The sequence below is a fragment of the Actinosynnema sp. NPDC020468 genome (genome assembly GCF_040642015.1).
In the GTDB taxonomy this organism is placed as follows: Bacteria; Actinomycetota; Actinomycetes; order Mycobacteriales; family Pseudonocardiaceae; genus Actinosynnema.
Genome location: NZ_JBFAEO010000006.1, coordinates 105,094 through 131,525, shown reverse-complemented (window position 1 = coordinate 131,525; position 26,432 = coordinate 105,094). Strand labels below are relative to the sequence as shown.

General features: G+C 72.5%; 27 protein-coding genes and 1 tRNA gene. 16 read left to right on the top strand and 12 right to left on the bottom strand.

Annotation, left to right across the window (positions count from 1 at the left end):
• Nucleotides 1–58: 58 nt before the first annotated feature.
• The 4 genes from AB0G50_RS07560 to AB0G50_RS07545 are packed head-to-tail and all read left to right on the top strand — an operon-like array spanning nucleotide 59 to nucleotide 3,900.
• Complete coding sequence (locus AB0G50_RS07560) at nucleotides 59–982, top strand: ABC transporter permease (RefSeq protein WP_360103374.1); 924 nt, start codon at nucleotides 59–61, stop codon at nucleotides 980–982.
• A complete protein-coding gene (locus tag AB0G50_RS07555; RefSeq protein WP_360103372.1) occupies nucleotides 975–1,892 on the top strand; it encodes an ABC transporter permease in 918 nt (305 codons plus the stop codon). The genes AB0G50_RS07560 and AB0G50_RS07555 overlap by 8 nt, the downstream gene beginning before the upstream one ends.
• 3 nt (nucleotides 1,893–1,895) lie before the next feature.
• A complete protein-coding gene (locus AB0G50_RS07550) occupies nucleotides 1,896–2,912 on the top strand; it encodes an ABC transporter ATP-binding protein (RefSeq protein ID WP_360103370.1) in 1,017 nt (338 codons plus the stop codon).
• Nucleotides 2,905–3,900 (top strand): dipeptide ABC transporter ATP-binding protein, encoded by a 996-nt coding sequence (locus tag AB0G50_RS07545; RefSeq protein ID WP_360103368.1) that lies wholly within the window; start codon nucleotides 2,905–2,907, stop codon nucleotides 3,898–3,900. Before AB0G50_RS07550 ends, AB0G50_RS07545 begins: the two co-directional genes overlap by 8 nt.
• A gap of 47 nt (nucleotides 3,901–3,947) precedes the next feature.
• Here AB0G50_RS07545 and AB0G50_RS07540 read toward each other — a convergent pair whose 3' ends face one another.
• The gene (locus AB0G50_RS07540) at nucleotides 3,948–5,420 is read right to left on the bottom strand and encodes a peptidase S10 (protein WP_360103366.1); all 1,473 of its coding nucleotides are present in this window, start codon (nucleotides 5,418–5,420) and stop codon (nucleotides 3,948–3,950) included.
• A gap of 30 nt (nucleotides 5,421–5,450) precedes the next feature.
• Between AB0G50_RS07540 and AB0G50_RS07535 the strand changes: the two genes are divergently transcribed.
• The 12 genes from AB0G50_RS07535 (at nucleotide 5,451) to AB0G50_RS07480 (ending at nucleotide 14,892) form a co-directional block, all read left to right on the top strand.
• A complete protein-coding gene (locus AB0G50_RS07535) occupies nucleotides 5,451–6,149 on the top strand; it encodes a uracil-DNA glycosylase (RefSeq protein ID WP_360103364.1) in 699 nt (232 codons plus the stop codon).
• Between the two features lie 57 nt (nucleotides 6,150–6,206).
• Entirely contained in the window at nucleotides 6,207–6,557 is a 351-nt protein-coding gene (locus tag AB0G50_RS07530; RefSeq protein ID WP_360103362.1) for a hypothetical protein, read from the top strand.
• Between the two features lie 40 nt (nucleotides 6,558–6,597).
• Nucleotides 6,598–7,269, top strand: coding sequence for a DUF4129 domain-containing protein (locus AB0G50_RS07525; protein WP_360103360.1), 672 nt, complete (start codon nucleotides 6,598–6,600; stop codon nucleotides 7,267–7,269).
• A 232-nt stretch (nucleotides 7,270–7,501) separates the two neighbouring features.
• Nucleotides 7,502–7,963 carry a hypothetical protein gene (locus AB0G50_RS07520; protein WP_360103358.1) on the top strand — a complete coding sequence of 154 codons (462 nt, stop codon included), beginning with the start codon at nucleotides 7,502–7,504 and terminating at the stop codon, nucleotides 7,961–7,963.
• Nucleotides 7,960–8,919, top strand: a complete 960-nt coding sequence (locus AB0G50_RS07515) for a MoxR family ATPase (RefSeq protein ID WP_360103356.1) — start codon at nucleotides 7,960–7,962, stop codon at nucleotides 8,917–8,919. Before AB0G50_RS07520 ends, AB0G50_RS07515 begins: the two co-directional genes overlap by 4 nt.
• Entirely contained in the window at nucleotides 8,916–10,256 is a 1,341-nt protein-coding gene (locus AB0G50_RS07510; RefSeq protein ID WP_360103354.1) for a DUF58 domain-containing protein, read from the top strand. Before AB0G50_RS07515 ends, AB0G50_RS07510 begins: the two co-directional genes overlap by 4 nt.
• Nucleotides 10,253–10,759, top strand: a complete 507-nt coding sequence (locus AB0G50_RS07505) for a hypothetical protein (RefSeq protein ID WP_360103353.1) — start codon at nucleotides 10,253–10,255, stop codon at nucleotides 10,757–10,759. The genes AB0G50_RS07510 and AB0G50_RS07505 overlap by 4 nt, the downstream gene beginning before the upstream one ends.
• Nucleotides 10,760–10,929: 170 nt before the next feature.
• On the top strand, nucleotides 10,930–12,255 hold the full coding sequence (locus AB0G50_RS07500) for an NAD(P)/FAD-dependent oxidoreductase (RefSeq protein ID WP_360103351.1): 1,326 nt from the start codon (nucleotides 10,930–10,932) through the stop codon (nucleotides 12,253–12,255).
• Nucleotides 12,256–12,445: 190 nt separating this feature from the next.
• Nucleotides 12,446–12,568 (top strand): hypothetical protein, encoded by a 123-nt coding sequence (locus tag AB0G50_RS07495; RefSeq protein WP_360103349.1) that lies wholly within the window; start codon nucleotides 12,446–12,448, stop codon nucleotides 12,566–12,568.
• Nucleotides 12,569–12,570: 2 nt separating this feature from the next.
• Nucleotides 12,571–13,677, top strand: coding sequence for a hypothetical protein (locus AB0G50_RS07490; protein WP_360103347.1), 1,107 nt, complete (start codon nucleotides 12,571–12,573; stop codon nucleotides 13,675–13,677).
• On the top strand, nucleotides 13,658–14,731 hold the full coding sequence (locus tag AB0G50_RS07485) for a SagB family peptide dehydrogenase (protein ID WP_360103345.1): 1,074 nt from the start codon (nucleotides 13,658–13,660) through the stop codon (nucleotides 14,729–14,731). The genes AB0G50_RS07490 and AB0G50_RS07485 overlap by 20 nt, the downstream gene beginning before the upstream one ends.
• An 87-nt stretch (nucleotides 14,732–14,818) precedes the next feature.
• Nucleotides 14,819–14,892: transfer RNA gene (locus AB0G50_RS07480), tRNA-Leu, on the top strand.
• Between the two features lie 776 nt (nucleotides 14,893–15,668).
• Here AB0G50_RS07480 and AB0G50_RS07475 read toward each other — a convergent pair.
• The 11 genes from AB0G50_RS07475 to AB0G50_RS07425 form a co-directional block, all read right to left on the bottom strand.
• On the bottom strand, nucleotides 15,669–17,303 hold the full coding sequence (locus tag AB0G50_RS07475; RefSeq protein WP_360103343.1) for a DUF885 domain-containing protein: 1,635 nt from the start codon (nucleotides 17,301–17,303) through the stop codon (nucleotides 15,669–15,671).
• A 59-nt stretch (nucleotides 17,304–17,362) separates the two neighbouring features.
• Nucleotides 17,363–18,010, bottom strand: coding sequence for a response regulator transcription factor (locus AB0G50_RS07470; protein ID WP_360103341.1), 648 nt, complete (start codon nucleotides 18,008–18,010; stop codon nucleotides 17,363–17,365).
• Complete coding sequence (locus AB0G50_RS07465; RefSeq protein ID WP_360103339.1) at nucleotides 17,962–19,242, bottom strand: sensor domain-containing protein; 1,281 nt, start codon at nucleotides 19,240–19,242, stop codon at nucleotides 17,962–17,964. Before AB0G50_RS07465 ends, AB0G50_RS07470 begins: the two co-directional genes overlap by 49 nt.
• Nucleotides 19,243–19,299: 57 nt before the next feature.
• Nucleotides 19,300–20,175, bottom strand: coding sequence for a pyrroloquinoline quinone biosynthesis protein PqqB (gene pqqB / locus AB0G50_RS07460; RefSeq protein WP_360103337.1), 876 nt, complete (start codon nucleotides 20,173–20,175; stop codon nucleotides 19,300–19,302).
• The gene (pqqE, locus tag AB0G50_RS07455; RefSeq protein ID WP_360103335.1) at nucleotides 20,172–21,224 is read right to left on the bottom strand and encodes a pyrroloquinoline quinone biosynthesis protein PqqE; all 1,053 of its coding nucleotides are present in this window, start codon (nucleotides 21,222–21,224) and stop codon (nucleotides 20,172–20,174) included. Before pqqE ends, pqqB begins: the two co-directional genes overlap by 4 nt.
• Entirely contained in the window at nucleotides 21,217–21,486 is a 270-nt protein-coding gene (gene pqqD / locus AB0G50_RS07450) for a pyrroloquinoline quinone biosynthesis peptide chaperone PqqD (protein WP_360103333.1), read from the bottom strand. The genes pqqE and pqqD overlap by 8 nt, the downstream gene beginning before the upstream one ends.
• Entirely contained in the window at nucleotides 21,483–22,184 is a 702-nt protein-coding gene (gene pqqC / locus AB0G50_RS07445) for a pyrroloquinoline-quinone synthase PqqC (RefSeq protein WP_360103331.1), read from the bottom strand. The genes pqqD and pqqC overlap by 4 nt, the downstream gene beginning before the upstream one ends.
• Before the next feature lie 84 nt (nucleotides 22,185–22,268).
• Nucleotides 22,269–22,382 carry a pyrroloquinoline quinone precursor peptide PqqA gene (gene pqqA / locus AB0G50_RS07440; RefSeq protein ID WP_360103329.1) on the bottom strand — a complete coding sequence of 38 codons (114 nt, stop codon included), beginning with the start codon at nucleotides 22,380–22,382 and terminating at the stop codon, nucleotides 22,269–22,271.
• A 289-nt stretch (nucleotides 22,383–22,671) separates the two neighbouring features.
• Nucleotides 22,672–23,826: a polysaccharide deacetylase gene (locus tag AB0G50_RS07435; RefSeq protein WP_360103327.1), complete on the bottom strand. Its 1,155-nt coding sequence runs from the start codon at nucleotides 23,824–23,826 to the stop codon at nucleotides 22,672–22,674.
• Between the two features lie 37 nt (nucleotides 23,827–23,863).
• On the bottom strand, nucleotides 23,864–24,907 hold the full coding sequence (locus tag AB0G50_RS07430; protein WP_360103325.1) for a class F sortase: 1,044 nt from the start codon (nucleotides 24,905–24,907) through the stop codon (nucleotides 23,864–23,866).
• A 71-nt stretch (nucleotides 24,908–24,978) separates the two neighbouring features.
• On the bottom strand, nucleotides 24,979–26,385 hold the full coding sequence (locus tag AB0G50_RS07425) for a hypothetical protein (protein ID WP_360103323.1): 1,407 nt from the start codon (nucleotides 26,383–26,385) through the stop codon (nucleotides 24,979–24,981).
• Between the last annotated feature and the right edge of the window lie 47 nt (nucleotides 26,386–26,432).

Here is a 26,432-nt window from a genome sequence, read left to right as displayed (position 1 = left end):
CCGGCCGGCCCACCGCGACCCGGTGGGCCGGCCCGAGCCTGCTTGACGGAGGTGTTCGGTGGGGCGCTACGTGCTGCGCAGGCTGCTCCAGATGGTCCCGGTGTTCTTCGGCGCCACGTTCCTGATCTACCTCATGGTCTGGCTCGTGCCCGGGGACCCGTTCGAGGGCAAGTGCGGTGAGCGGGAGTGCCCGCCGCAGTACATCGCCATGATGCGGGAGAAGTTCAACCTGGACGACCCGGCGTGGCTCCAGTACCTCAAGTACGTCGGGAAGGTGTTCCAGGGCGACTTCGGCGTGACGTCGTCCGGCACTCCGGTGATCGACCGGATCGCCGCGACGTTCCCGGTGACGCTCAAGCTCGCCCTGGTGGCGCTGCTGATCGAGGCCGTCATCGGCATCACCGCCGGTGTGGTGAGCGGCTTGCGCAACCGGGGTTTCCTGGACAGCCTCGTGCTCGTCTCGACGCTGTTCCTGATCTCGCTGCCGGTGTTCGTGACCGGCTACGTGGTGCAGCTCGTGTTCGGGCTCCAGCTGCACTGGGTGTCGCCCACGGTCAACTCGCCGACGTTCGCCAACCTGATCGTGCCCGGCTTCGTGCTCGCCAGCCTCTCGATGGCCTACGTGGCCAGGCTGTCCCGGGCGTCGATCTCGGAGAACCGGCGGGCCGACTACGTGCGCACCGCGCTGGCCAAGGGGTTGCCGCCCAGGCGGGTCGTCGGGGTGCACCTGCTGCGCAACTCGCTGATCCCGGTGATCACGTTCCTCGGCACCGACCTGGGCGCGTTCCTGGGCGGCGCGATCGTCACCGAGGGCATCTTCAACGTGCCCGGCGTCGGCGGTCTGGTGTTCCGCTCGATCCTGACCAAGGACGGCGCGATGGTGACCGGCGTGGTCACCCTCCTGGTGCTGGTCTACCTGCTGATGACGCTGCTGGTCGACCTGCTCTACGCCGTGCTCGACCCGAGGATTCGCTATGACTGACCAGCTGGCCGCGCTGTCCACGGTGGACACAGTCGACACCGACCGGCCCCGCGGGCTGTTCGGCGACGCCTGGCACGCGCTGCGCCGCCGACCGCTGTTCTGGATCGCGGTGTCGCTGATCCTGCTGGTGCTGCTGATGGCCGCGGCGCCGCAGCTGTTCACGCACACCGACCCGAACCTGGCGAACCTGTCGCTGAGCCGGAAACCCCCGTCGGCGCAGGCCTGGTTCGGCTACGACAACCAGGGTTACGACGTCTACTCGCGGGTCATCCACGGCGCGCGGGCGTCGATCGTCGTCGGCGTGCTGGCGACCGTCGGCGTGGTGCTGTTCGGCGCGTCGCTCGGTCTGCTGGCGGGCTACTACGGCGGGATCCTGGACACGCTGCTGTCCCGGGTCGCGGACGTGTTCGTCGGCGTGCCCTTCGTGCTCGGCTCGATCGTCATCCTCACCACGCTGAACGCGGTCGGCAGTCCGGGCGAGGTGCGGATCGTGGTGCAGGTCGTGCTGTCGCTCGCGGTGCTGTCGTGGCCGGTGTCCATGCGGATCATGCGGTCCACGGCGATCGCGGCCAAGCAGCAGGACTACGTGAAGGCCGCGCGGGCGCTGGGCGCGAAGCCGTCGCGGATCATCGTCCGGCACATGCTGCCCAACTGCGTCGCGCCGGTGCTGGTGTACTCCACGATCGCGCTCGGCGCGTTCATCGGCGCCGAGGCGACGCTGTCCTACCTGGGCATCGGGTTGCGGCACCCGGTCGTGTCGTGGGGCGTGATGATCAACGCGGCCAAGGACTACCTGCGCGTCGCGCCGCACGCCCTGCTGTTCCCGGCCGGTTTCCTCACCGCCACCGTGCTCGCGTTCGTCATGCTCGGCGACGCGGTACGCGAAGCCCTCGACCCGAAGCTGAGGTAGCACGTGGAACCGTTGTCGGAGGTCGGGAACCGCTACGCGGAGCCGTTGCTGGAGGTCGAGGACCTCCGGGTGGAGTTCCGCACCCGGGACGGGGTGGCGCGCGTGCTCAACGGCGTGTCCTACCACGTGTCCGCCGGGGAAACCCTCGCCGTGCTGGGCGAATCGGGTTCGGGCAAGAGCGTGACGGCGCAGGCGGTGATGGGCATCCTGGACACCCCGCCCGCGTTCGTCACCGGCGGCTCGGTGCGGTTCCACGGCGAGGAGTTGTTGCGCGCCAAGCCGGAACGGCGGCGGGCGGTGCGTGCCGAGGGGATCGCGATGATCTTCCAGGACGCGCTGTCCGCGCTGAACCCGGTGTTCACGGTCGGGTTCCAGATCGAGGAGCAGTTGCGGGTCCGGCGCGGGATGTCCCGCGCCGACGCCCGGACGCGCGCCGTCGAACTGCTCGACCTCGTCCGGATCCCCCACGCCCGGCAACGGGTCCGGGACTACCCGCACCAGTTCTCCGGCGGCATGCGGCAGCGCGCGATGATCGCGATGTCGCTCGCGCTCGACCCCGAGGTGCTGATCGCGGACGAGCCGACCACCGCGCTGGACGTGACCGTGCAGGCGCAGATCATGGACCTGCTGGCGGAGATCCAGCGCGAGCGCGACATGGGTCTGGTGCTGATCACGCACGACCTGGGGGTGGTCGCCGAGGTCGCGGACCGGATCGTGGTGATGTACGCGGGTCGGATCGTGGAGCAGGCCGACGCCTACTCGCTGTTCCGCGCGCCCGGCCACCCCTACACCGCCGCGCTGATGCGGTCGTTGCCGCACCTGGAGTCGAAGGGCACGAGGTTGGACACCATCAAGGGGCTGCCGCCGAGCCTGCTGCGGATCCCGTCCGGCTGCCCGTTCCACCCGCGCTGCCCGCGCGCGGAGTCGTTGTGCGCCACCGAGATCCCGCCGCCGGTCGCACTGGAACCGGACCGGCTCAGCGCCTGCCACTTCGCCGCCGAGGTGGTCGGCCGTGGCTGAGCTGCTGGAGGTGCGGAACCTGGTCAAGCACTTCCCGGTGACCCGGGGCGTGCTGTTCCGGCACGCGGTCGGGCAGGTGCGCGCGGTGGACGGCGTGTCGTTCACGCTGTCGGCGGGCGAGACGCTGGGCGTGGTCGGCGAGTCGGGTTGCGGCAAGTCCACGTTGGCGCAGGTCCTGATGCGGCTGGAGCCGCCGACGGCCGGCGAGGCGTACTTCGAGGGCGAGCCCATGTTCGCGCTGTCCGGGTCGGCGCTGCGGCGCTGGCGGCGGGACATGCAGATCGTGCTCCAGGACCCGTACACCTCGCTGAACCCCCGGATGACCGTCGGCGACATCGTCGGCGAGCCGTTCGAGATCCACCCCGAGGTCGCGCCGCGCGGGTCGCGGGCGGCGCGGGTGCGGGAACTGCTGGACGTGGTCGGGTTGAACCCCGAGCACATCAACCGGTACCCGCACCAGTTCTCCGGCGGCCAGCGGCAGCGCGTCGGCATCGCGCGGGCGTTGGCGTTGCGGCCCAAGGTGATCGTGTGCGACGAGCCGGTGTCCGCGCTCGACGTGTCGATCCAGGCGCAGGTGATGAACCTGCTGGGGGAGCTGCAAAAGGAGTTCGGGCTCGCCTACGTGTTCATCGCGCACGACCTGTCCGTGGTGCGGCACCTGTCGGACCGGGTCGCGGTGATGTACCTGGGCAAGATCGTGGAGATCGGCACCGAGGAGGAGATCTACGAGCGCCCGACCCACCCGTACACCCAGGCGCTGCTCTCCGCGGTGCCGGTGGCCGACCCGGTGCTGCGCGGCCGGCGCGACGTGATCCGGCTGACCGGTGACGTGCCGTCGCCGATCGACCCCCCGTCGGGCTGCCGCTTCCGCACCAGGTGCTGGAAGGCGCAGGACGTGTGCGCCGAGGAGGAGCCCGCCCTGGTCGAACGGGCCGGGGGCCACCTCAGCGCGTGCCACTTCGCGCAGGAGCGCTCCGTCGTGCCGTGACCTGTCGCGGGACCCCGGTGGCCCGCGCCACCGGGGTCCCGCGCGGGCTAGCGGTTCGCGGACCGCTGCACGAAGTCCGCCAGGTCCTTCGACTGCTGGACCCGCGACGGCTCGTGCACGTACATCATGTGGCCCGCCTCGTAGTACGCGGACTCGATGTTGTCGCGCAGCTCCGCCGGGATCCTCAGGTGCGCCAGCACGTGCTCCGCCGCGTAGTACGGGGTCGCGCCGTCGTGGTAGCCGAACGCCACGTGCACCTTCAGGTGCGGGTTCGCGCGCAGCGCCGACGCGAGCCTGTCCGCCACCGTCACGTGCGCGTTCTCGAACTCCTTGTACGACCACGGCTGCACGTTCGAGGTGAGGATCTCGTACGGCAGGTCGTTCTCGTACTCCAGCTCCGCGCGCAGGTAGTGGTTCAGCGCCGCGCTGTACGGGCCGAGGATCGCCGAGTACGACGGGTCCTGGCTGAACCACTCGCGGCCGTAGTCGGCCTCGGGACCGGTGAAGCGGGAGTCCAGCCGGCCGACGACCCTGCGCTCCGAGCGCAGCAGCTCGGTGTAGAACCGGACGTGCTCGACCCGCAGGTCCACCCGGTCCACGAAGTCCTCGGACACGCCGATCAGCGCCGCGAGCCTGGTCACGGCCGACGCGCGCTCCTCGGCGGTCAGCCGGTGCCCGCGCGCGAGCGCCCACGGGTAGTCGCGCGAGGCGAACTCCTCGGCGTCGGCCAGCACCTCGGCGAGCGCCCGGCCCTCGTGCTTGCCGTGGTAGTGCGCGATCGCCGCGTAGGTCGGCAGGAACAGCGGGTAGGGCAGGTCGTTGCCCTCGGTGAAGTCCAGCGTGCCGAAGTCGAGCACCGACGAGATCAGCATCACCCCGTTGAGGTACAGGCCGAAGCGGTTCTGGAGGTGGTCGGCCAGGCCCGCCGCGCGGGTCGTGCCGTACGACTCGCCGGCCAGGAACTTCGGCGACATCCACCGGCCGTGCCGCGAGGTCCACAGCCGGATCACCTCGCCGACCGACTCCAGGTCGCCCTGGAAGCCGTGGAACTCGCCCGCCTTCTCGCCCTTCACCGCGCGGGAGAAGCCGGTGGACACCGGGTCGATGAACACCAGGTCGCTGTGCGCCAGCAGGGTTTCCGGGTTGTCGACCAGGTCGTAGGGCGGCGGCGCGACGTCGCCCACGTCACCGGACACGACCCGGCGCGGCCCGAGCAGACCCAGGTGCAGCCACACGCTCGAGGAGCCCGGGCCGCCGTTGAACGCGAAGGTCACCGGCCGCTTGGCCGGGTCGGCCCCGTCCAGCGTGTACGCGGTGAGGAAGACCTCCGCTTTGGGCTGGTGGCCGTCGGACTTGCCGTCGGTCACCACCTCCTTGCGCAGCACCACCCGACCGGCGGTCGCGGTGTAGTTCAGCTTGCGCCGCTTGACGGTGATGCTGTGCTGGGTGGTGACGAGGTCGTCGGACGGGAGGTCCTTCTCGTCCACCGCGGGCTTCTCGTCGGTGTCCTTGTCGGTCATGGTCGAACTCTACGTTCGGGAGGGTGGTCGGTGCGCGGACTCGTGCTGCTGGACGAGGAGGTGTCCACCTGCCGGGCGTGCCCCCGCCTGGTGGCGTGGCGGGAGGAGGTCGCGCGGGTCAAGCGGGCCGCGTTCCGCGACGAGACCTACTGGGGCCGCCCGGTGCCCGGGTTCGGACCACCGAACGCGTCCCTGGCGATCGTCGGTCTCGCGCCCGCCGCCCACGGCGCCAACCGCACCGGCCGCATGTTCACCGGCGACCGCTCCGGCGACTTCCTCTACGCCGCGATGCACGCCGTCGGCCTGGCCTCGCAGCCGACGGCCACCTCCCGCGACGACGGCCTGGAGCTGGTCGGCACCCGGATCACGGCGCCGGTGAAGTGCGCGCCGCCGGAGAACAAGCCGACCCCGACCGAACGCGACACGTGCCGCCCGTGGCTGGTCCGCGAACTGGCCCTGCTCACCACCCTGAAGGCCGTCCTGGTGCTCGGCGCCTTCGGCTGGCAGGCGGTCCTCCCGGTCCTGGCCGAACACTGGCACGTCCCGAAACCCCGCCCGCGCTTCGGCCACGGCGCGGAGGTCGTCCTGGAACCCCGAACCGACCGCCCACCCGTGCACGTCATCGGCTGCTTCCACCCCAGCCAGCAGAACACCTTCACCGGCCGCCTGACCCGCCCGATGCTGGAAACCGTCCTGCGCCGGGCCAAGCAGGCGGCCTCGATCGGGTGACCAGCCTGCGGACGGGGCCGCGGCGTCCCAAGGTGGGGTGGACGAGAGGGGATCACCATGCGCCTGCGCGCCACCGTCGCCGTGTCCTTGCTGCTGCTCGCCTCGCCCGCCGTGGCGACCGCGGCCGACGGGCAGTTCCGCTACCTGTACAACCAGCCCTCCGCCGGGTCGGGTTCGGGGTCCGGGCCCGCGAACGACCTGGAGACCGGGGCGTTGCGCGACCCGGAGAGCGGCCGGTGCCTGAACCTGCGGCTGCCGAACGACAAGCCCGCGTTCGAGTTCCGCAACCAGACCAGGTCGACCGTCGCGGTGTTCCAGGGTCGGGACTGCGCGGGGGACCACTTCGTGCTGGAACCCCGGGAGAAGAGCGAGTACCCGCAGATCGGCCGATCGGTCTACTTCTCCTGATTCCTTTTCACCCGGGTGATCCGGGCGGCATGCTTCACCCATGAAGCCCCGCCTGGCACTCGCGTTCGCCGCGGGCTCGGCGCTGCTGCTGATCGCCCTCGCCGCGCGCGGCACGTCCCCGGTGCCGCTCGCCGCGCCCGACCCGGCCGACGCCACCGCGCCGAACACGACCGGCAGCCTGATCGGGATGTCCGACCAGGACGTCGAGCCCTCGGTGGTCGGCGGCTCGCTCGTGGTGCTGATGGTGATCGCGAGCGTGCTGGCCTCGATCGTCGTGATCGGACTCCTGGTCGGCCTGCTCGGCTGGTTCGACGTCGGCAGGCGGCGCGGCCGAGGGGTGGTGGCCGAACCGCTGGAGGTGCTGCCGGACGTGCCGTCGAACCCGGAGGTGCTGGCCCGGGGCGCGCGGACCGCGCTGCGCGAACTCCGCGCGCGCGACGGCGGCCCACCCGGCGACGCGGTGGTCGCGGCGTGGCTGGCCCTGGAGCACGCGGCCCGGGAGAGCGGCGTCGAACGCCGACCGCACCAGACGCCCACCGAGTTCACCGGCGACCTGCTCGGACGCCACCGCGTGGACGAGGCCGCGACGATCGCCCTGCGCACCACCTACCACCGCGCGCGCTTCGGCACGACCGGGCTCACCACCGCCGACGTGACCCGCGTCGAGGCCGCGCTGGACGTGATCGTGCGCGACCTGGCGGCCGACCGATGACGCCACCGAACACGCCGGGAACGACGCGGCCGACGACGGCCCGCTCCGGCACGCGGCCGGCGGTCCCGAGCGGTGGATCACCGGTGGGAACGGCCCTGTCCACGCGCCGCGCGACCCCCGGCCGTGCTCGCGGCACGTCCGCGTCGAGCAGCGCGCCCCACCACCGCGATCGCGGCCCGACGATCGCCCGGCCCGACCCGACACCGGCCACCCCCGACTCGGCGGTCCGGCGGTGAAGCCGCTGGTCGGGATGGTGCGCGCGGTCGTCCTCGCGGTCGTGGTCGGGGTCGGCACGTGGTTCGGGGCGTGGCGGTTCGGGGTGCCGGCGCACTGGGCGGTGCTCGTGGCGCTGCCCGTCGCGACCCTCGGACTGCTCGTCGCGCGCCTGCCCCGCGCCACCGACGTGCTGTGGGCACCGCCGCCCGAACCGCGGTCCGGTGTCGTCACCACCCAGGCCGGCACGCTGGCGAGCCGGCTCGCCGAGGCCCACGAGGACCCGTCGCGGTTCGGCACCCGGATCCGGCCCCGGTTGCGCGCCCTCGCCGAGGCACGGCTGCGGCACCTGGGCATCACCGACCTGGCCGACCCGGCCGCCCGCGCCGCGCTCGGACCCGAGCTGCACCACTTCCTCACCGCGCCGGACGCGACCCTGCCCGACCCCTCGAAGCTCACCCGACTGCTGGAGAACCTGTGACGTCCACCCAAGACATCGCCACCGAGGCCAAGGCCGTCCTCGACGCCGTCGGCACGGTCGTCGTCGGTCGGCAGCGGTCGTTGCGGCTCGCGCTCGCCGCGCTGCTGGCGGGCGGCCACGTGCTGCTGGAGGACGTGCCGGGCCTGGGCAAAACCCTCATGGCCCGGTCGCTCGCGCAGGCCCTGCGGCTGGAGTTCAAGCGCCTCCAGTGCACACCCGACCTGCTGCCCGCCGACGTCACCGGCTCGTTCCTCTACGACCCGGGCACCCGCGAGTTCGCGTTCCGCGCCGGACCGGTCTTCACCGGCCTGCTGCTGGCCGACGAGATCAACCGCACCCCGCCGAAGACCCAGTCCGCGCTGCTGGAGGCCATGCAGGAGCGCCAGGTGACGGTCGAGGGCCGCACCTTCCCGCTGCCGCGGCCGTTCCACGTGCTGGCGACCGCGAACCCGGTCGAGTACGAGGGCACCTACCCGCTGCCCGAGGCCCAGCTCGACCGGTTCCTGCTGCGCCTGGACGTCGGCTACCCGCCGCCGGAGGAGGAGGTCGAGGTGCTGCGCCGCAGGCTCGCCCGCCGGCAGGAGGAGACCGAGGTCGAGCCGGTGCTCGGCGTGGACCGGTTGGCGCGGCTGCAACAGGGCGTCGAGCAGGTCGCGGTGGACGAGGACGTGCTGCGGTACTGCGTGGACCTGGCCGCCTCGACCCGGTCGCACCCAGCGGTCGAGATCGGCGCGTCACCGCGCGGCGCGCAGGCGCTCGTGCTCGTGGCACGGGCCCTGGCGATCCTGGACGGCCGGGACTTCGTGCTGCCGGAGGACGTGAAGGAGTGCGCGGTGCCCGCGTTGGCGCACCGGCTCACGCTGCGCCCGGAGACCTGGACGTCCGGCACCACGGGCGTGGAGGTGGTGACCGAGCTGCTGGGCGCGGTGCCGGGTCCGGCGAGCTCCCGGTCATGACCCGCGCGGACCGGCTCCGCGAGGCGTTCCGGGCCGGCCGGGGCGCGCACTGGCACGCCACCGACGCGCTCGTGCGGGGTGTCGCGCTGGGCGTCGGCCTGGTCGTGGTCGGCAGCCTCGTGCACCGGGTCGAGCTGGTGCTCATCGGCGCGCCACTGCTCGTCTCGACGCTGTTCGCGCTGGTCAAGCCGGTGGGCGGCACCCCGTCGGTGACCGTGGTCGGCCTGCCGCGCACCGGCGAGGTCGGCGAGGCCCGCTCGGTGGTCGAGGTGGACCCGGGCGAGGGCGCGGAGGTGATCGCGATCCGGCTGCCCGCCGGAACGCCCGGTCCCGGACCGGTGCACCTGCTGCCCGCGCGGGTCGGTCCGATCACCGTGGCGCTGCGCCGCGACGCCTGGGGCGAGGGCGTCGACCTGCGCCCGGACCACCTGGTCGCGGGCCCGGACGCGCTGCTCGTGCACGGCCCGGTGACCGCCGGCGAACGCGGCCGGGTGGTCCTGCCGCCGGTCGCCGCGCTGCCGGCCGGCCTGCTGCCCGCGCGCCCGGTCGGCCTGGTCGGCGCGCACCGGGCCCGCCGGCCGGGCGACTCGGTGGAGCTGCGCGACATCCGCGCGTTCCAGCCGGGCGACCGGATGCGCCGCATCGACTGGCGGGTTTCGCTGCGCAGCGGCAACCTGCACGTGCGGGAGCACCACGCGGAAGCCGACGCGGACGTGGTGCTCGCCCTGGACACGAGGGTCGACGTCGGCCCGGAGGTCGCCGACTGGTCCACCTCCGAGTCCGCCTCGGGCGTGCGGCCCGGCGGCAGCCTCGACCAGGCCGTCCGCACCGCCGTCTCGCTGGCCGCGAACTACCTGCGCCAGGGCGACCGGGTGTCCCTGGTCGACCTCGGCCGCCCCCAGCTCGGCGTGCGACCCGGCGTCGGCCGCCGGCACCTGCTGCGGCTGCGCAACCAGCTGGTCGTCTGCGCCCGCTCGGCCGGCTGGTCGCCGCGCCCGGTGCTGACCCACCACCAGCTGCCGCACGGCGCCCTGCTGATCGTGCTGTCCCCGTTCCTCGACCAGCACACCGCCGACCTGACCGTGCACGCGGCCAGGTCCGGCCACCCCGTGCTGGCCCTGGACCTCCTGCCGTCGCCGCTGGTGCCCGATCCCGGCACCCCGTGGTCCCGCCCGGCGCTGCGAATCCTGGAGCTGGAGCACGACACCCGGCTGACCGCCCTGCGCCGCCAGGGCATCCCCGTCGTGGCCGCGAGCCCACCGCTCGGCCACCGCGAGCTGGCCGTCCAGGCCCGCCGGGTGGTCCGGTCCGGCCGACGCACGGGCGCGTTCCGGTGACCGCGGCCACGACGGCCCGCGGGTGGCCGGGCTGGGTGCCGCGGGCGGTCGTCGGCGCGACCGGACTGGCGGTCGCCGCGGTCCTCGCGCACGCCGGCACGGCACCCCTCGCGCTGGGCCTCTACCTGGTGCTGACCGGCGTCGGCGCCGCGATACCGGCCTCGGCCGCGCCCGCGCTGCTCATCGGCTACCCGGCCGTCGCCGTGCTGTTCGCCGACGACGCGGGCGCGGGCCACGTGCTGGCGCTGGTCGTGCTGCTGCACCTGCTGCACGTGAGCAGCGCGTACGCGGCGGTGCTCCCCGTCCGGTCGAGGGTCCACCCGAAAGCGCTGGTCGCGCCGCTGCGGCGGTTCGCGCTGGTCCAGCTGGTCGTGCTGGTCGCGTCCGGGGCCGTGCTGCTGCTCCCGCAGGGCCGGACGGACGAGCGGGTCGAGGTGATCGGCCTCACCGCCGTGGCCGGACTGGTCGTCGGAGTGGTGCTCCTGATGCGCCGGCGGAGCTGACAACAAGGTCACAAAACCTCAGCCGTTCCTGAACGTCTGGATCGTTCCTCTCAGGCGTTTCGGGTACTTGGGCTGGTCAGGTGGCACGTGGCATTCATCACCCGGCGACGGTCATCACAACGGGGCTCGCGGACACCTCGGAAATCGGCCGGCGGTGCGACCATAGGCGTATGGCTGCTGTGAAGTCGCAACCCACACGGATCGTCATCGTCGGCGGTGGGTACGTCGGCATGTACACCGCGCTGGGGTTGCAGAAGAAGCTGCGCTCCGGTGAGGCGTCCGTGACCGTCATCGACCCGCAGCCGCACATGACCTACCAACCGTTCCTCCCCGAGGCGGCGGCGGGCTCCATCGAGCCGCGCCACGTCGTCGTGCCGCTGCGCAAGGTCCTCAAGCGCTGCCACGTCGTCACCGGCCGCGCCACGAAGATCGAGCACGCCCGCAAGGCCGTGACGGTCGAGTTGGCCGACGGCCACGTGGAGGAGTACGAGTACGACGTCCTGGTCTCGGCGCTGGGCGCGATCTCCCGCACCCTGCCGATCCCCGGCCTGCCCGAGGTCGGCATCGGCATGAAGACCATCGGCGAGGCGATCTACCTGCGCAACCACGTGCTGTCGCGGTTGGACCAGGCGGCCAGCACGAACGACCCCGAGCTGCGCCGCAGGCTGCTGAGCTTCGTGGTCATCGGCGGCGGCTTCGCGGGCATCGAGACGCTCGCCGAGCTCGAGGACATGACCCGGTACGCGCTGCGCTACTACGAGGGCCTCAAGCAGTCCGACGTGCACTGGGTACTGGTCGAGGCGACCACCCGGATCATGCCCGAGGTCAGCGCGAAGCTCGGCGTCTACACGGTGGAGCAGCTCGAGAAGCGCGGCATCAAGTGCTACCTCGACACCCGCGTGAAGAGCATGGAGGGCGGTCACGTCGTCCTCGACGACGGCACCGAGTTCGACTCCGACACCATCATCTGGACCGCCGGCATGAAGGCGAACCCGATGCTGCGCGACACCGACCTGCCGCTGGACGAGCGCGGCCGGGTCCGCTGCACGGCCGCCATGCAGGTGCAGGGGTTGCCCGGGGTGTGGGCCGCGGGCGACTGCTCGGCGGTGCCGGACCTCTCGCGCACCGAGGAGGACCCGACCGCCACGTGCGTGCCGAACGCCCAGCACGCCATCCGGCAGTCCAAGCTGCTCGCCAAGAACATCGTGGCGTCGCTGCGCGGCCGCAAGCCCAAGGACTACGAGCACAAGTACCTCGGCTCGGTCGCGGGCCTCGGCCTCTACAAGGGCGTCGCCGACGTGTTCGGGCTGCGCTTCAAGGGCGTCATCGCCTGGTTCATGCACCGCAGCTACCACGTCATGTTCATGCCCACCCCGAACCGCAAGTTCCGGGTGTTCGTGGACTGGACGCAGGCGCTGTTCTCGGGTCGCGAGGTCGTCGCCCTGGGCCAGATCCACGAGCCCAAGGCCGAGTTCGACCGCGCCACCAAGAGCTGACCGATCCTCGCCTGTCACACCTCCTTTCGGTGTGACAGGTGAGGCCTTCGATCGCCCTCGGCTGTAACTTGAGCCCCCAATCAGAGTAATGACGGGGGGTCGCCTTGACATTGCGTAACGTGAACCCGACACTACCGCTGGTGCATCACCTGAATGCGTGAGGCACATGTGGGGAGAGAAGGTGACCGCGATGTCTCTCGAGGAGCTGGCCGCACAGCTTCGCCGCGGTGAGATCGAGGACGGTGCGTTGGCGGAGTACGCCGCCGAGTACGCCACCGCAGGGAAGTGTTTCCGCAGCAAGAAAGACGACTGAACATGTCCGCACCCGGGCGGGGGGACCTGGTCTCCCCGCCCGAGGCCGCGAAGCAGGCCAAACCGACTCCCCTCCTCCTCCAGGGCCAGGACTACAGCTTCCGGTCCCAGCCGCGCTGCCTCGACTTCCAGGAGCAGGTGCACCGCCTGGGCATGGTCGAGGAGAACGACGGCAGCCCCGTACCGTGCGTGCTCGTGCTGGCCCGGTCCGCCGACATGGAGATGAACGAGCTCTCCATCGCGCTCGCCGAACGCGGCATCCGGATGGCCCGCGTCGACGCCGACCGCTGCGTCGACCTCCCGCTCACCGTCTACACCGACGCGCCGCTGCTCGAGCTCGACCGCTGGCTGCTGCGCCCGGTCCTGGTGTGGCGCAGGCACTTCGAGCTGTCCGCGCTGCCCGTCGAACCCGGCACCCTCGCCGCCGCCTACGCCACCGACCAGTGGGGCGCGGTCGCGAACTGGCTCGGCTCGCGCGCCGACTTCGGCCACGTGAACGCGGTGTGCGACCTCGACCGGCTCACCCAGCTCTCCGACGCGGCCGCGTTCGGGCTCACCGTGCCGCGCACCACCGTGACCACGCTGCCCGGCCGCACCAGGCCCGGCGGCGGGCACTGCATCGTGAAGACCTCCGGCAGGCACCTGCTCGAACCACGCCCCGGCGTGCAGCACGGGCTGTTCCCGCGCCCGCTCGAAACCAGCCGGACGGGCAAGGCGCCCGAGTCCGCGCCGGTGATCGTGCAGCAGTACGTCCCCTCGGAGACCGAGCTGCGGGTGTTCGTGGTGGGCGAGCGGTGCCTGGCGTTCCAGGTCGACAAACTGGACCCGGCGCAGCTGTGGGTGGATCCTGAGGCGGTTCGGGTCGCTCCGGTCGAGGTGCCCGCGGCGTTGACGGACCGGCTGTTGGCGCTCGCCGCGCACTGGCGGTTGCGGGTCGCCGCGTTCGACCTGCTGGTCGCGGGCGGGGACCACGTGTTCCTGGAGGTCAACGTCAACTGCGACTGGCGGTGGTTCGAGCACCGCGCCGAGGACGACCGGGTGTCCGCGGCCGTGCACGCTTGGGTCGCGGAGCGCTTCGAGGAGCTTCTGGGTGCGGGCAAAGGTCGCTGAGCACGCGGCGCTGTTCTACCAGGGCGGCACGGTGGTGTGGGACGACTACCTCCACCACCGGCAGTTCGCGATCAGCGAGACGGCCGAGCTGCTCTGCCGCAAGTTCACCGAGTTCACCGACGTCGAGGCGCTGCTCGCACCGCTGGACCAGGCCGACCGCTCCGCGCTGCGCAAGGTGCTGGACGAGCTGGTCGAGGCGGGCGTGCTGATCCTGGAGGGCTCCGCCGCGCACGACGCCGAGACGCGGATGCTCGCCGGCTGGTCCGGCTGGGGCGCCTCCGCCCGGCACTTCCACTTCGCGAGCCGCACCCTCGCCGCCGCGCCGTACCAGACCTCGGACGAGCACGACGCGGTGCTCGACGCGAAGCTCGCGCTGCACCCGCCTCCCGCCCCGTTCCGCAGCGTGGGCGGCGGTGAGGCCGTGCCGCTGCCCCCGATGCCCGACGAGCCCGACTGGGGCGCGCGCGGGGTGCTGGACGTGCTGTTGGCGCGCCGCACCACCCGGGCGTTCGGACCGGGCGCGCTGCCGCTGGACCGGGTGGGCGAGCTGCTGGGCGTGCTGGGCGCGCCGTCGCCCGCGAAGTCCCGGATCGGGCGCACCGGCACCGTGTACAAGACCAGCCCGTCCGGCGGCGGCAGGCACCCCGTCGAGCTGTACGCCCACGCGACGGACGTCGACGGGCTCGCGCCGGGGTGGTACCACTACGACGGGCTGGCGCACGCGCTCGAACCGCTGGGGGAGCGCTGGACGCCGGGCCGGTTGGCGGAGGCGGCCGGTGACCAGGAGTGGGTGGGACTCGCGCCCCTCGTGGTCGCCTACACGGCGGTTCTGGAGCGGACGCGGTGGCGCTACGACACGTCCCGGGCGTACCGGGTTGTGCAAATGGACGTGGGGCACCTCTCCCAAACGGCTTATCTGGTGGCCACGGCCATGGGTTTTGGTATCGGCTTCACCGCAGCATTGCGGGATGAGTTGGTCGAACAAGCCCTCGGCTGTGATGCGTATCACGAAGTGGTACTCGGGATGAGCGCCGTGGGTCTATTACCCGAATGAGCGCAATAGTGGTTCGCATTGAGCCGGTCAGGCGACTTAGTGCGAACCGGTCCCATGAACGCTGGGTAACGCTCTAGGCTTCTTGCTGCCCCCGTAGCCCAACCGGAAGAGGCAGGCTCCTTAAAAGAGTCACAGTACGGGTTCGAGTCCCGTCGGGGGCACCGGCACGAGTCACCCATCCGCACATCCTTTCGTGGTTGTGCGATGGGTGACCAGGTGCGTGCCATCGGGTGGTGGGCTCCCCTATGCCTTCACTCGGTCGGCGCAATCGTCACGCTGAGTTTGGCTACGGCGGAGTCAAACCCGTTTCACCCGTCAGGCCGACCCTGACTCGGTCGTGCTATTGCGGACCTGGCCCGTTCCGCCAGTGCACTTGAGCTTTGCTCACCGTAATGGTTGAACATTCCATCAGTTGGACGGTCGTCCGGCGGCCCGTGCGGCCTCCGTCGGCCGGTCACCTGCACCGGGCGCTCCCGGGGGTCGTCCGGCGGGTCGGCGGTGGCGGGTCGGGGGTCGGCGGCGACCGGGAGGCTCGTGGCGTCCCCGCCGGAGTGCGGGAAGCGTGGACATTCGTATTGCGCGCCGATGTATTCGGGTCATTACGAGGAATGTTCGGGACGGGTTTCGGCGAGGTGCGGGCGAACCGGTCGGAAGTGGTCACCGTGACCACTTGTCCGGCCCGCCGACAATCCACCGTTCCGGGTAGTTCGCACGGCGAAAGGCCGCCTTTTCCGTCCTTCTGCGGCCCGTGACCGGCCTGTGACCACCTGGAACGCGTCGCGGCCGGTCGGGAGCCCCGGTCCGGGGGTGGAATTCCACCACCCCCGGAAAGAGGTCCGGACCGGTGATCCGGCCGCGTGCGGCGCGAATTCCGGTCCGGTCCGAGAAAATCGATCTTGGGCTTATCCGACCCGGTCTGGCCGACCGGGGGAAGCGGTCACGCCGGAACCGACGCCACCCACGCGGACACGACCTCGTCCAGCACGGCCAGCGGCAGCGGGCCGCTGCCCAGGACCACGTCGTGGAACGCCCGGATGTCGAACCGGTCGCCCAGCGCGGTCCGCGCCGCGGCCCGGATCCGCAGGATCTCCAGCCGTCCCACCATGTAGGTCAGCGCCTGGCCGGGTGCCGCGATGTACCGGTCGACCTCGTTGACGATCTCCACGTCCGCGAGCGGCGTGTTCGCGCGCAGGTACTCGATCGCCCGGTCCCGGCTCCAGCCGTGCGCGTGCAGCCCGGAGTCGACCACCAGCCGGCCCGCGCGCATCGAGTCCAGCGCCACCATGCCGAGCTTCGCGGTGTCCGACGAGTACAGCCCCATCTCGTCGGCCAGCCGCTCGGTGTACAGGCCCCAGCCCTCCAGGTAGGACACCACGTGCGCGACCCGGCGCAGCATCGGCAACCCGGTCAGCTCCTGGGCGAGCGTGATCTGGAAGTGGTGACCCGGCACCGCCTCGTGGAACGCGATCGCCTCGGCCTGGTACCGGTAGCGCTCCTCGACCCGGTGGGTGTTGGCGTAGTACGTGCCCGGCCGCGCGCCGTCCAGCGAGGCGGGCGCGTAGTAGGCGGTCGGCGCGCCCGGACCGTCCGCGGCCGGCACCGGCTCGACCGCGCACCGCTTGGCGGGCAGCCTGCCGAACCAGCGCGGCGCGACCTCCTCGGCCCGCGCCACGGTGTCCCGCGCGGCGGTGATCAGCTCCTCCTCGGACTCCCAGCGCAGCCCGGGATCGGTGCGCATGTGCCGGAAGACCTCCGCGACGTCGCGCGTGCCGAACACCTTCTCGCCCAGGTCCGCGTACTCCCGCTCGAGACCCGCGACGATCTCCAACCCGACCTCGTGCAGTTCCGCCGCGGTGCGGGAGGTCGTGGTCTGCGAGCGGACCAGCGCCGCGTACGCGGTGTCGCCGCCGGGCAGCCAGCACAGGCCCGGCTTGTCGTCCGGCCGGCCCTCGACGCCCGCGATCACGTCCCGGTACTCGGCGAACGCGGGCCGCACGACCTCGGCCAGCAGCCGCTCGCGCTCGGCGGTGAACTCCTCGCCGCCCTCCGGGCGGGCCAGCGGGTCCTGCTCGGCGGACAGGTAGCGGTCCAGGTACGCGACCGCCGAGTCGACGAGCCTGCGCACCGGCAGCCGGCCCGCGCGCACGCCCGCGAGGTTGCGGCCCGCGACCCGGCGCAGGAACTCCGGGATCGCGGCCAGCCGGTCCAGGTAGGCGCGCTCGGACTCGGCGCCGGTCAACCTCGTCATCGGCAGGATGCTCAGCACCTCGCCCGCCGGCGCGAAGAACGAGTCGGTGATCGTGTACTCGACGCCCAGCGCGTCGATCTGGTCCACCAGCGACTCGGCCTGCTGCACGACGACCGCGCGGGTCACCTCGTCGTCCGGGTCGGTCAGCGCGCGGGCCCGCGCCGCGATGTCGACCGCCTTGGTCCGCGCCGCCTCCTCCGACTCCGGCCGGTGGTCGGCCAGCAGGTGGTCGTACCCCGGGACGCCGTTGACCGTGGCACCGAGCGGCGAGATCGAGAACAGCAGGTCGAGCAGCTCGTCTGCCAGCTGCGTCGTGGTGGACATCGCGGAGAACCCCCGGCCGGTCGGCGAAAAACCCGATGGTACTTAGCAGGCGTAACCAACTACACCCGGTCCAGGTACGCCAGCACGGCGAGCACCCGCCGGTTGTCGTCGCCGGACAGCGGCAGGTCCAGCTTCCCGAAGATGTTCGCGATGTGCTTGCCCACGGCCTTCTCCGTGACGAACAGCCGGGCCGCGATCGCGCCGTTGGACCGGCCCTCGGCCATCAGCGACAGCACCTCGCGCTCGCGCGGCGTCAACGTCAGCAGCGGTCGGTCCCGCGCGCCGCGCGCCAGCAGCTGGGTGATCACCTCGGGGTCCATGGCGGTGCCGCCGGCCGCGACCCGCCGGATCGCGTCCACGAACTGCCGCACGTCCGACACCCGGTCCTTGAGCAGGTACCCGACACCGCCCGCCCGGTCGGACAGCAGCTCCCGCGCGTAGAGCTGCTCCACGTACTGGGACAGCACCAGCACCGGCAGCCCCGGCACCTCCCGGCGGGCCGCGATCGCCGCGCGCAACCCCTCGTCGGTGAACGTGGGCGGCAGTCGCACGTCGACCACCGCCACGTCCGGGCGGTGGTCGACCATGGCCTTGAGCAGGGCGGGACCCGAGTCGACCGCCTCCACGACCTCGAAGTCGTAGGCCTGGAGCAGTCTGATCAGACCGTCCCGGAGGAGGACGAGGTCTTCTCCGAGGACAACGCGCACGGCAACTCCAACGTGACGATCGTGGGCCCGCCGACCGGGCTCGCGATGCCGAGTGTGCCGTCGAAGACCGCGAGCCTGCGCTCGATCCCCCGCAAACCGCCGTTCTCGGTCGGCTCCGCGCCGCCGCGACCGTCGTCGCCGATCATCACCGAGAGCCGCGCGCCGTCGTGCCGCAGCCGCAGCCACGCGGCCGTCGCGCCGCTGTGCTTGGCCGCGTTGGTCAGGGTTTCCGCGCACGCGAAGTACACCGCCGACTCCACCGGCGCCTCGGGCCGGCCGGGCAGCTCGAGGTCGACCTCCACGGTCAGCGGGCTCGCCATCGCGAGCGCCCGCAGCGCGCCGTCCAGACCGCGGTCGGCCAGCACCGGCGGGTGGATGCCGCGCACCAGGTCGCGCAGCTCGGCGAGCGCCTGCGAGGACGACTGGCGCGCCTCGGCCAGCAGTTCCGCCGCGGCCTGCGGGTCGCGGGCCATCAACTCCTCGGCCATGCCCAGGTTCATGCCCAGCGCCACCAGCCGCGCCTGCGCGCCGTCGTGCAGGTCGCGCTCGATCCGGCGCAGCTCGGCGGCCTGCGCGTCCACCGAGTCCGCGCGCGTCTCGGCCAGCTCGCGGACCCGGGTGGTCAGCGTGGACCGGGCGGTCGGGCCGAGCAGGGCCCGGGTGATCCGGGCGTGCGCCCGGGGCAGCGCGGGCGTGGCCAACCACGCGAGCAGCAGCGCCAGGCAGGCGATCAACGGCGCCAGCACGTAGCTGCCCGGCGTCGTCTCGGCGATGCCGTTGAACTCGAGGTCGTCCGCGCCCAGGAGCCACAGCAGCGGCGTCACCAGCCCGACCACGCCGCCGACCCACAACCCGAGCGGCACCACGAAGCAGGCCACCCCGGTGACCGCGTTGACCGGCAGGAACGCGAGGTCGCGCCACGTCGCCGGGTCCGTCGCGACGGTGCGCACCCTGGTCATCGGACCCCGGTTCGGCGGCTGCCGGTACGGCCGCGGGATCTCCTCGCCCAGCAGCCGCCCGGCGAGCGAGCGGTGCAGGTCGGCGTACCGGCGGGTCAGGGCGACGGCCAGCAGCAGCAGCGGCACGCCGATCGTCACCAGGATCATCGGGTACGCGACCAGTTGCAGCGGCACCAGCACCAGACCCACCACCGACAGCGGCGCGCGCAGCGCGTTCACCGCCGCGCGGCCCACCCGCGCGCCTACGCCGTGCACGAGGTCGTTGTCCGTCATGCGGCAATTCTCGCCGCACGGCGGGCGGTCGTCGGTGGGTTTAACCCCCCTTTGTCCTCACACCTCGATCAGCGTGCCGTCGGGCACCACCTCGACGCCCGCCTCCACCAGCTTCGCGTACTCGGCCGACGTCGGGTCCAGCACCGGGTTGGTGTTGTTGAGGTGGGTGTAGATCCGCCGCACGCCGGGGTGCCTTCGCAGCTCGGGCAGCGTGTGCGTCATCGGCAGGTGGCCCATCGCGGCCTGGCCCGCGGTCCGCCCGGTCGCCGCGCCCATCTCGGCCGGGGAGTAGAACGTGCCGTCCAGCAGCACCACGTCCGCCTCGGCGACCAGGTCGTCCAACCCGGCGGGCCACGCGGCCAGGCACGGCGCGTAGAGCAGGATGCCGCCGGTGCGCGGGTCGAAGAACCGGTACGCCACCACCCAGTGACCGTCCACACAGGACTGCTTGACGTAGCGGGGCCGCTTGCCGCTGATCGGGAACGCGGTCACCTCCAGCCCGCCGGTCACGGTGAACGTCTGCTCCGGCTCGACCTGCCGCCACGTCCACTCGGAGTACGCGGTCAGCGTCTCGCGGGTCGGCGCGAGGGCGTGCAGCGTGGTCGCCGGCGCGTACACCCGCATGTTCTGCGCGCCGCGCAACGTGAGCAGTCCGAGCGTGTGGTCCAGCTCGGAGTCGGTGAACAGGACGCCGCGCACCGGTGTGTCGCGCGGACCGGGCCCCGGCGCGAGCACCGGCGTGGTCACCAGCTGGGCGCGGATGTCGGGGGAGGTGTTGACCAGCCACCAGTCGACGCCGTTGCCGCTGACCGCCAAACCCTCCTGCGTCCTCGGGGACAGCCGTCCGGCGCGCACCTCGGCGCACGGGTGGCACGCGCAGTTCCACTGGGGCACACCGCCGCCGGCGGCCGTGCCCAGCACCACGGTCTTCACAGGGTGACCTTCCGCATCCTCAGGGCGTCGGGCTCCCCGCGGGAGCCCAGGATCTCGTCGACCAGGGGTCGGTGGGGTGACAGCGAGCACACCGGGTCGGTGTTCGCCGCGTCGCCGGTCAGCTGGAACGCCTGGCAGCGGCAGCCGCCGAAGTCCAGCTCCTTGCGCGGGCAGCTCCGGCACGGCTCGCGCATCCAGTCCGTGCCGCGGTAGGCGGTGAACGAGCGCGACTCGTGCCAGATCTCGGCGAGCGGCCGGTCGAGGACGTTCTCCAGGCCGAGGCCCTCGATGACGGTCGCGGCCGGGCAGGGCAGCACCGCGCCGTCCGGCGCCACGGTGAGCTGCCGCGCGCCCCACCCGTGCATGCACGGCTTGGGGTTCGCGTCGTGGTAGTCCGCGACGACGTGCACGATCTCCATGGGGGACCGCGCCTTCGCGGCCTTCACCACCGCGTCGGCCTGCGCCAGCTGGGCGCGGGTGGGCAGCAGCGCGGACCGGTTGCGCAGCGCCCACCCGTAGTACTGGGTGTTCGCCAGCTCCAACCGCTGCGCGCCCCACTCCTCGGCCAGCTCGACCAGGGCCGCCACGTTGTCCAGGTTCCGCCGGTGCAGCACCGCGTTGACCGTGAGCGGCAACCCGGCGGCGCGCACCACCTCGGCGGCCTTCCGCTTGTGCCGGAACGCTTTCACGCCCCCGATGGCGTCCGAGCCGGCCTCGGTCGCGTCCTGCACGGACAGCTGCACGTGGTCGACGCCGGCGAGCCTCGCCTCGGTCAGCCCGAGCCCGCTCGTGACCAGGTTGACGTAGCAGCCGAGCCCCGCCGCGTGCTCGGCCAGCTCGGTGATGTCCTTGCGCGCCAGTGGTTCCCCGCCGGACAGGTGCACCTGGAGCACACCGAGCGCGCGCGCCTGGTCGAACACGTCCCGCCACTGGTCGGTGGTCAGCTCCGCCGCCCGGCGGGTCAGCTCCAGCGGGTTCGAGCAGTAGCCACAGCGCAGCGGGCAGCGGTGGGTCACCTCGGCGAGCAGGCCGAACGGCGCGTCAGCCATCGAGGTCCACCACCCGCCGGTCCCGCAACCGGTCCACGAGTTCGACCACGTCCGCGGGTTCCACGCCCGCGTACACGTCGGCGAGCCGCGCGGTGATGTCGGCGATCGTGGCGCGCCCGTCGCACAGCCGGACCACGGCGGCGGCGGTGTCGTTGAGCACCAGCACGCCCTCCGGGAACAGCACCACGTCGCTGCCCCGCACGTCGTCGTGCGCCACCTTCACGCCCCGCCGCACCCGCGGCACCGCGTCGTGGCCGGTCATGACCGGGTCGCGTGGTAGTCGACGGCGTCCAGGACGGCCCGCAGCACGTCGCACTTGAACCCCAGCGCGGCGACCGCGGCCTCCTGCGACTCCAGGGTCGGGCTGTTGCGCACCACGATGTCCACAGTGGACTTCCCCTCGTCGGCGACCACCTGCAACCGCTGCACGAAGTAGGCGAACCCGTCCTCGGCGATCCACGGGTAGTGCGCGCGCATGTCGGAGAGCCGGCGGGTCATGAGCCCGGGCGCGAACATCTCGGTCAACCCGGACGCGATCGCCTCGACCCAGGGCCGGGTGCGGGCGAAGGTCACGTAGGCGTCGACGGCGAACCGGACGCCGGGCAGCACGTGCCGCTCGTCCAGCACCTCCTCGCGACTGAGTCCGACGGCCTCGGCCAGCCGCAGCCAGTTCTCCGCGCCGCCCTCGCCGGGACGGGTGCCGTCGTGCCACACGATCCGCTCGCGCCACGCGCGGCGCACGTCGGGATCGGGGCAGTTGCTCAGGATCGCGGCGTCCTTCTGCGGGATGCGGCGCTGGTAGTGCCACCGGTTCGCGGCCCACAGCCGCAGTTCGGCCCGGCTCAGCGCGCCCTCGTGCAGGCGCAGGTGGAACGGGTGGTCGTGCCAGTAGCGGTCGGCCAGCGACCTCAACCGCGCCGTGAACCCCTCGGGGGACCACGGCTGTCGCCCGGTGGACATGCGGAAGCCTCTCGGATCGGCGGGCGCCGCGACCCCGGGGCGGATCGGGGTCACGGGCGAGGGTGACGGGGTGTGCGGCCCGCGCTAGGAGCGAGCGGCGTACGCCGTGACTTCCATGGGGGTGTCCACGTCCCGGAAGTCCGGCTTCACCCAGGTGGGCTTGGCCTCGGTGGTGTGGGTGGGCTGCGTTGCTGACATGCGCGACTCCTCGGATCGGTCGTGCTCTTTCCGCGGGGCGCGGCGGCGCTGTCCCCACGGTAGGACGTCCGGTCCTGCTCCGCCAGATCGTCAGGGTGCCTGCCGAACGTCATCGGAGGACAGACCAACCTTGGCAGGTAGTTATGTACAAAGCTAGACGGAAGAGGTGATTTCCCAACGAATGCATTGGGAAGCCTGCGGGTGGCCCATAGAGCCATCGGATGAATGCGCTTTCGCGTGGCGCAATGGTTGTGCGCCAAGGGGATCAGTCGACGCGCGGCCGAACGGCTCAGTTCATCGCGGCGGGCATGTGCCGGAACTGGTCGAGCACCTCGGGGTCCTGGAGCTGCATCCACTGGATGACCTCGGTGTACGTGGCGCACACGGTGTCCTTCGCGGCGCACACCTCGTCGAGGAACGTGTCCACCGCGTTGCTGAACGCGCCACCCGCCCAGTCGTTGAAGTGGTTGCCGATCACCAGGGGCGCGCGGTTGCCGTTCAGCGCGGCCTGGTGCACCGACCGGTAGGTGTCGAGCACCACGGTGGTGTACTCCGCCGTGCGACCGGTCGCCTTCTCGTCGGCGCCGTCGAGGGCGTACCAGAGGTTGTAGTCCATCATCACGACCTGCTTGCCCAGCGCGGGAACCCGGACCTCGGGCATCGGGAACTCCCACACGCCGTCCTTCACCTGCGGCCACTGCACGCCCAGGCTGACCTGGCTGGTGTCGTAGGTCAGGCCGTGGTCCCGCATCGCGGGGATCGCCTTCGCCCAGTCGCCCTCCAGGCACGGCGTGCGCCCGCCGCGCACCGCCTTCGGGTCGAGTTGGAGCCCCTGCTGCCGGGCCCGGTCCACCAGGCCGAAGAACTGGTCGAGCTCGGAGTCCCACTGCGCGGTGTCCCACCGGCCGACGCTGGGCTCGTCGTTCTCGCAGAAGTGCCCGTTGTAGTGGGTGCCGATCTCGTGGCCCGCGGCGATCGCGTCGTTGAGGTACCGGATCCGCGCCGCGACGTCGGCCCGCGTGCCGCCGAAGCCGATGGACGACTTGCCCTGCGGGTGGCCGGGCCCGGTGTAGAGGTCGGCGTCCGCGTCGGCCAGCAGGTAGACGCCGGACAGCAGACCGGTCACGTGCGCGCCCCGCTTGCGCGCGATCGGCAGCACCCGGTCCCAGTGCGCCTTGGACGCCGCGCCGTCGAACGAGAACAGCACGAACTGCGGCGGTTTCTCACCGGGCGCGAGCTTGTGCATCCAGGCCGGCGCCTCGGTCGCGGCCGCCACGGTGGGCGTCGGACCGGGACTGGTGGTCGCGAGCGGCGGCAACGAGGTGGTCGCGGCGCCGCTCACGGCCATCGGCGCGGGCTCGGCGTCCTGCGTGCCGAGTTCCACCAGCACGCCCAACACCAGGCCCAACGCGATCCCGGTCGTCCACAGCCCCCAGCGCTTCACACCCGAGAAGACGACCCGCGCGTGCCGGGGGTTGCTTCTACGGGCGCGGTGTGGCGACCACGACCCGGTTCTCCTCGTACCCGCGCTGCCCGCCGACCCACCGACCGCCGCAGGTCACCAGCACCAGCCGGTGCGGACCGCGCGGCCCGAACAGGTCCGGCGCGAGCCCGGGCAACTCGTCCTTGCGCACCGCCCGCACCTGCTCCACCACGAACCCGCGCGCCGCGCCGCCCGCGTCCACCACCACGACGTCCTGCCCGACGGCGGTCCGCCACAACTCCTCGAACGGCCCGGTGACGCCCTTCCAGTCCACGTGCCCGGCGAGCACCGTGGCACCCTCGGCGGAGGCGAGGTCCACCCCCCACCACGCCGCCTCGCCGACCCCGTCGGGCACCGGCAGCACCCCGCCGTCGGTGACCTCCATCCGCACCAACGTCGCCAACCCGCCGCCGGGCAACCGCACCGTCCCGGGCGGCTGCGCCGCGGGCGGCGGGGGAGGAGGCGGCGGCACGGGCGTGGCGGGCACCCCGGTCGGGGACGGCACGACCGGCGTGACGGGCGGGTTGAACCCACCGGGCACCCCGCCGAGCCGCACGCCGCCGCGGGCACTGTCCCCGAGCGGCCAGGGCACCGCCGCCACCGCGGGCTCCCCGCTCCCGGCGACGCGCACCACCGGCACCTCGCCGAACGTGACCACCCCGGCCAACGCGGAGGCCACCACGACCCCGGTCAGGAACGGCCGGGCCCACCCACCCCGCGACGCCGGCTTCGCCGAGTCCACATCGGACGACCCGGCGCCCTCGTCGGAGTCTTCCTCGGTGGAGGAATCCCCGAGCCCGTCCCGGTCCCCGGGTTCCGCCGAATCACCCTCGGCCTGTCGTCCGGTGTGGTCCTCGGACTCCGCGAGGGACGACGGGCCGGAGACTCCTCCCACCCTCGCGCCTCGACCGCCCGGACCGCCGCCGGCCGAGCCCTCGTCCTGCTCACCGCCCGGCGCCGCCGCGGTCGACCCGTCGTCGGCACCGACCTCCGCCCGATCCGTCCCCTCCACGACCTCCGCCCCGAGCACGGTCCCGTCCACCGACGCGACCTCCGCTCCCGAAGGGGAAGCGGAGGTCGCGGCGTTCGGGTCGTGCGTCGTGACCTCCGTGCTCACGACCGGGCGCGGCGGGGCCGGCGGGAGTAGCCGAGCAGGGCCGCGGCGCCCGCCAGGGCCACCGCGCCGAAGCCCAGCCAGCCCCACGGGCCGATCCGCGTGCTGAACGCCGCCGTGGCGCTCACGCCCGCGCCCTCCGCGCCGGCCGGGATCTCGATCGGGATCACCGCCTTGTTCGGCGAGTTCCGCAACAGCAGCGTCAACGTCTGCCCCGGGTCGACCACGCCGCACACGCGCGGCGGGGCGTTCGGGTCGAACGCGTCCTCGTACCCCTTCGGCGCGGCGACCTCGACCAGGCACACCTCCTGCGGGGTCTGGAGCTCCGGCACGGTGAGCGTGCCGTCGGCCGCGGTCTGCGCCACGAGCGGCCCGCCGTCCTCGCCGACCAGGGGCCCGCCGGCCCAGGTGATCGCCGGGCTCACGCCGTCCGCCGCGACCACCCGCAGCGCCACGCCCGGGATCGGCTCGTCGGTCTCCGCGTCGGTCTTGGCCACCCGGACCTCGCCCGCCGCGTTCACCGCCGCCGTCGACGCCTCGGCCTCCAGCTCCTTCTCGCCACCGGTGGTGACGATGCGCTGCATGTTCCCGTTGGCCGCCGACGGCACGTGCACGACCGGCCGGTCCGCGGGGCTCGCGACCTTCACCACGATCGACGGCGCGAACCCGGTCGGTACCACCGGCACGTCGAGCTTCCCGTCCGGACCGCTGGTGAGCACACCCGAGGCGGACCCGTCGGGCAGCGTCGCGTCGTCCAGCTCGACCCGCACGGGCACACCCGGCACGAGTTCGCCATTCGACTTGGCGACTTCCACCGGCCAGGTGTCGGGCTCACCGATGATCTGGTGGCCGTCCGGCTCCGTGACCGCGAGCGTCCACGGACCCCGGTTGGCGAGCGCGTCGGCACGCAGCCGGTCGACCGCCTCCCGGGCGCCCTGCGGCAGCCCGTTGTAGTGGAACGCCTCGTCGTAGGCGACGTTGCGGAACGTCGCGTCGGGACCCAGCACGAGCCCGTCCTGGGGGAACGCGGTCCACGAGTGCAGCAGGTGCGCCAGCGCCGCGGCCTCGTCCTGCGACCCGGTCTGGGAGTACCTCAGCAGCAGGTAGGAGATGTTCGCCGCGTTCTCGGCGCTCAGCGGCGCGCCCGCCTTCGTGCGCAGCTCGTCCTGGTCGTGGTACTCCTCGGTGCTGTCCGGGGCGAGCAGCGAGTACTGGACGCACCACACCTGTCTGCCGCGCCACTGGTAGGAGCCGAGCCAGTCGGTGTCGCCGGGTTTGCCCTGGTACCCCTGCGCGGGCGTGGTGTGTCCGATGCCCTGCTGCACGTCGGCCTGCGCCGGTCCGGGCGCGACGAACAGGACCGCACCGACCGCGCAGACCGCGGTCACGAGCCGTGTCCACCTCATGAACTGTGACCCAACCCCTCGGGCGTCGTAGCGGAAAAGCGCTCCGT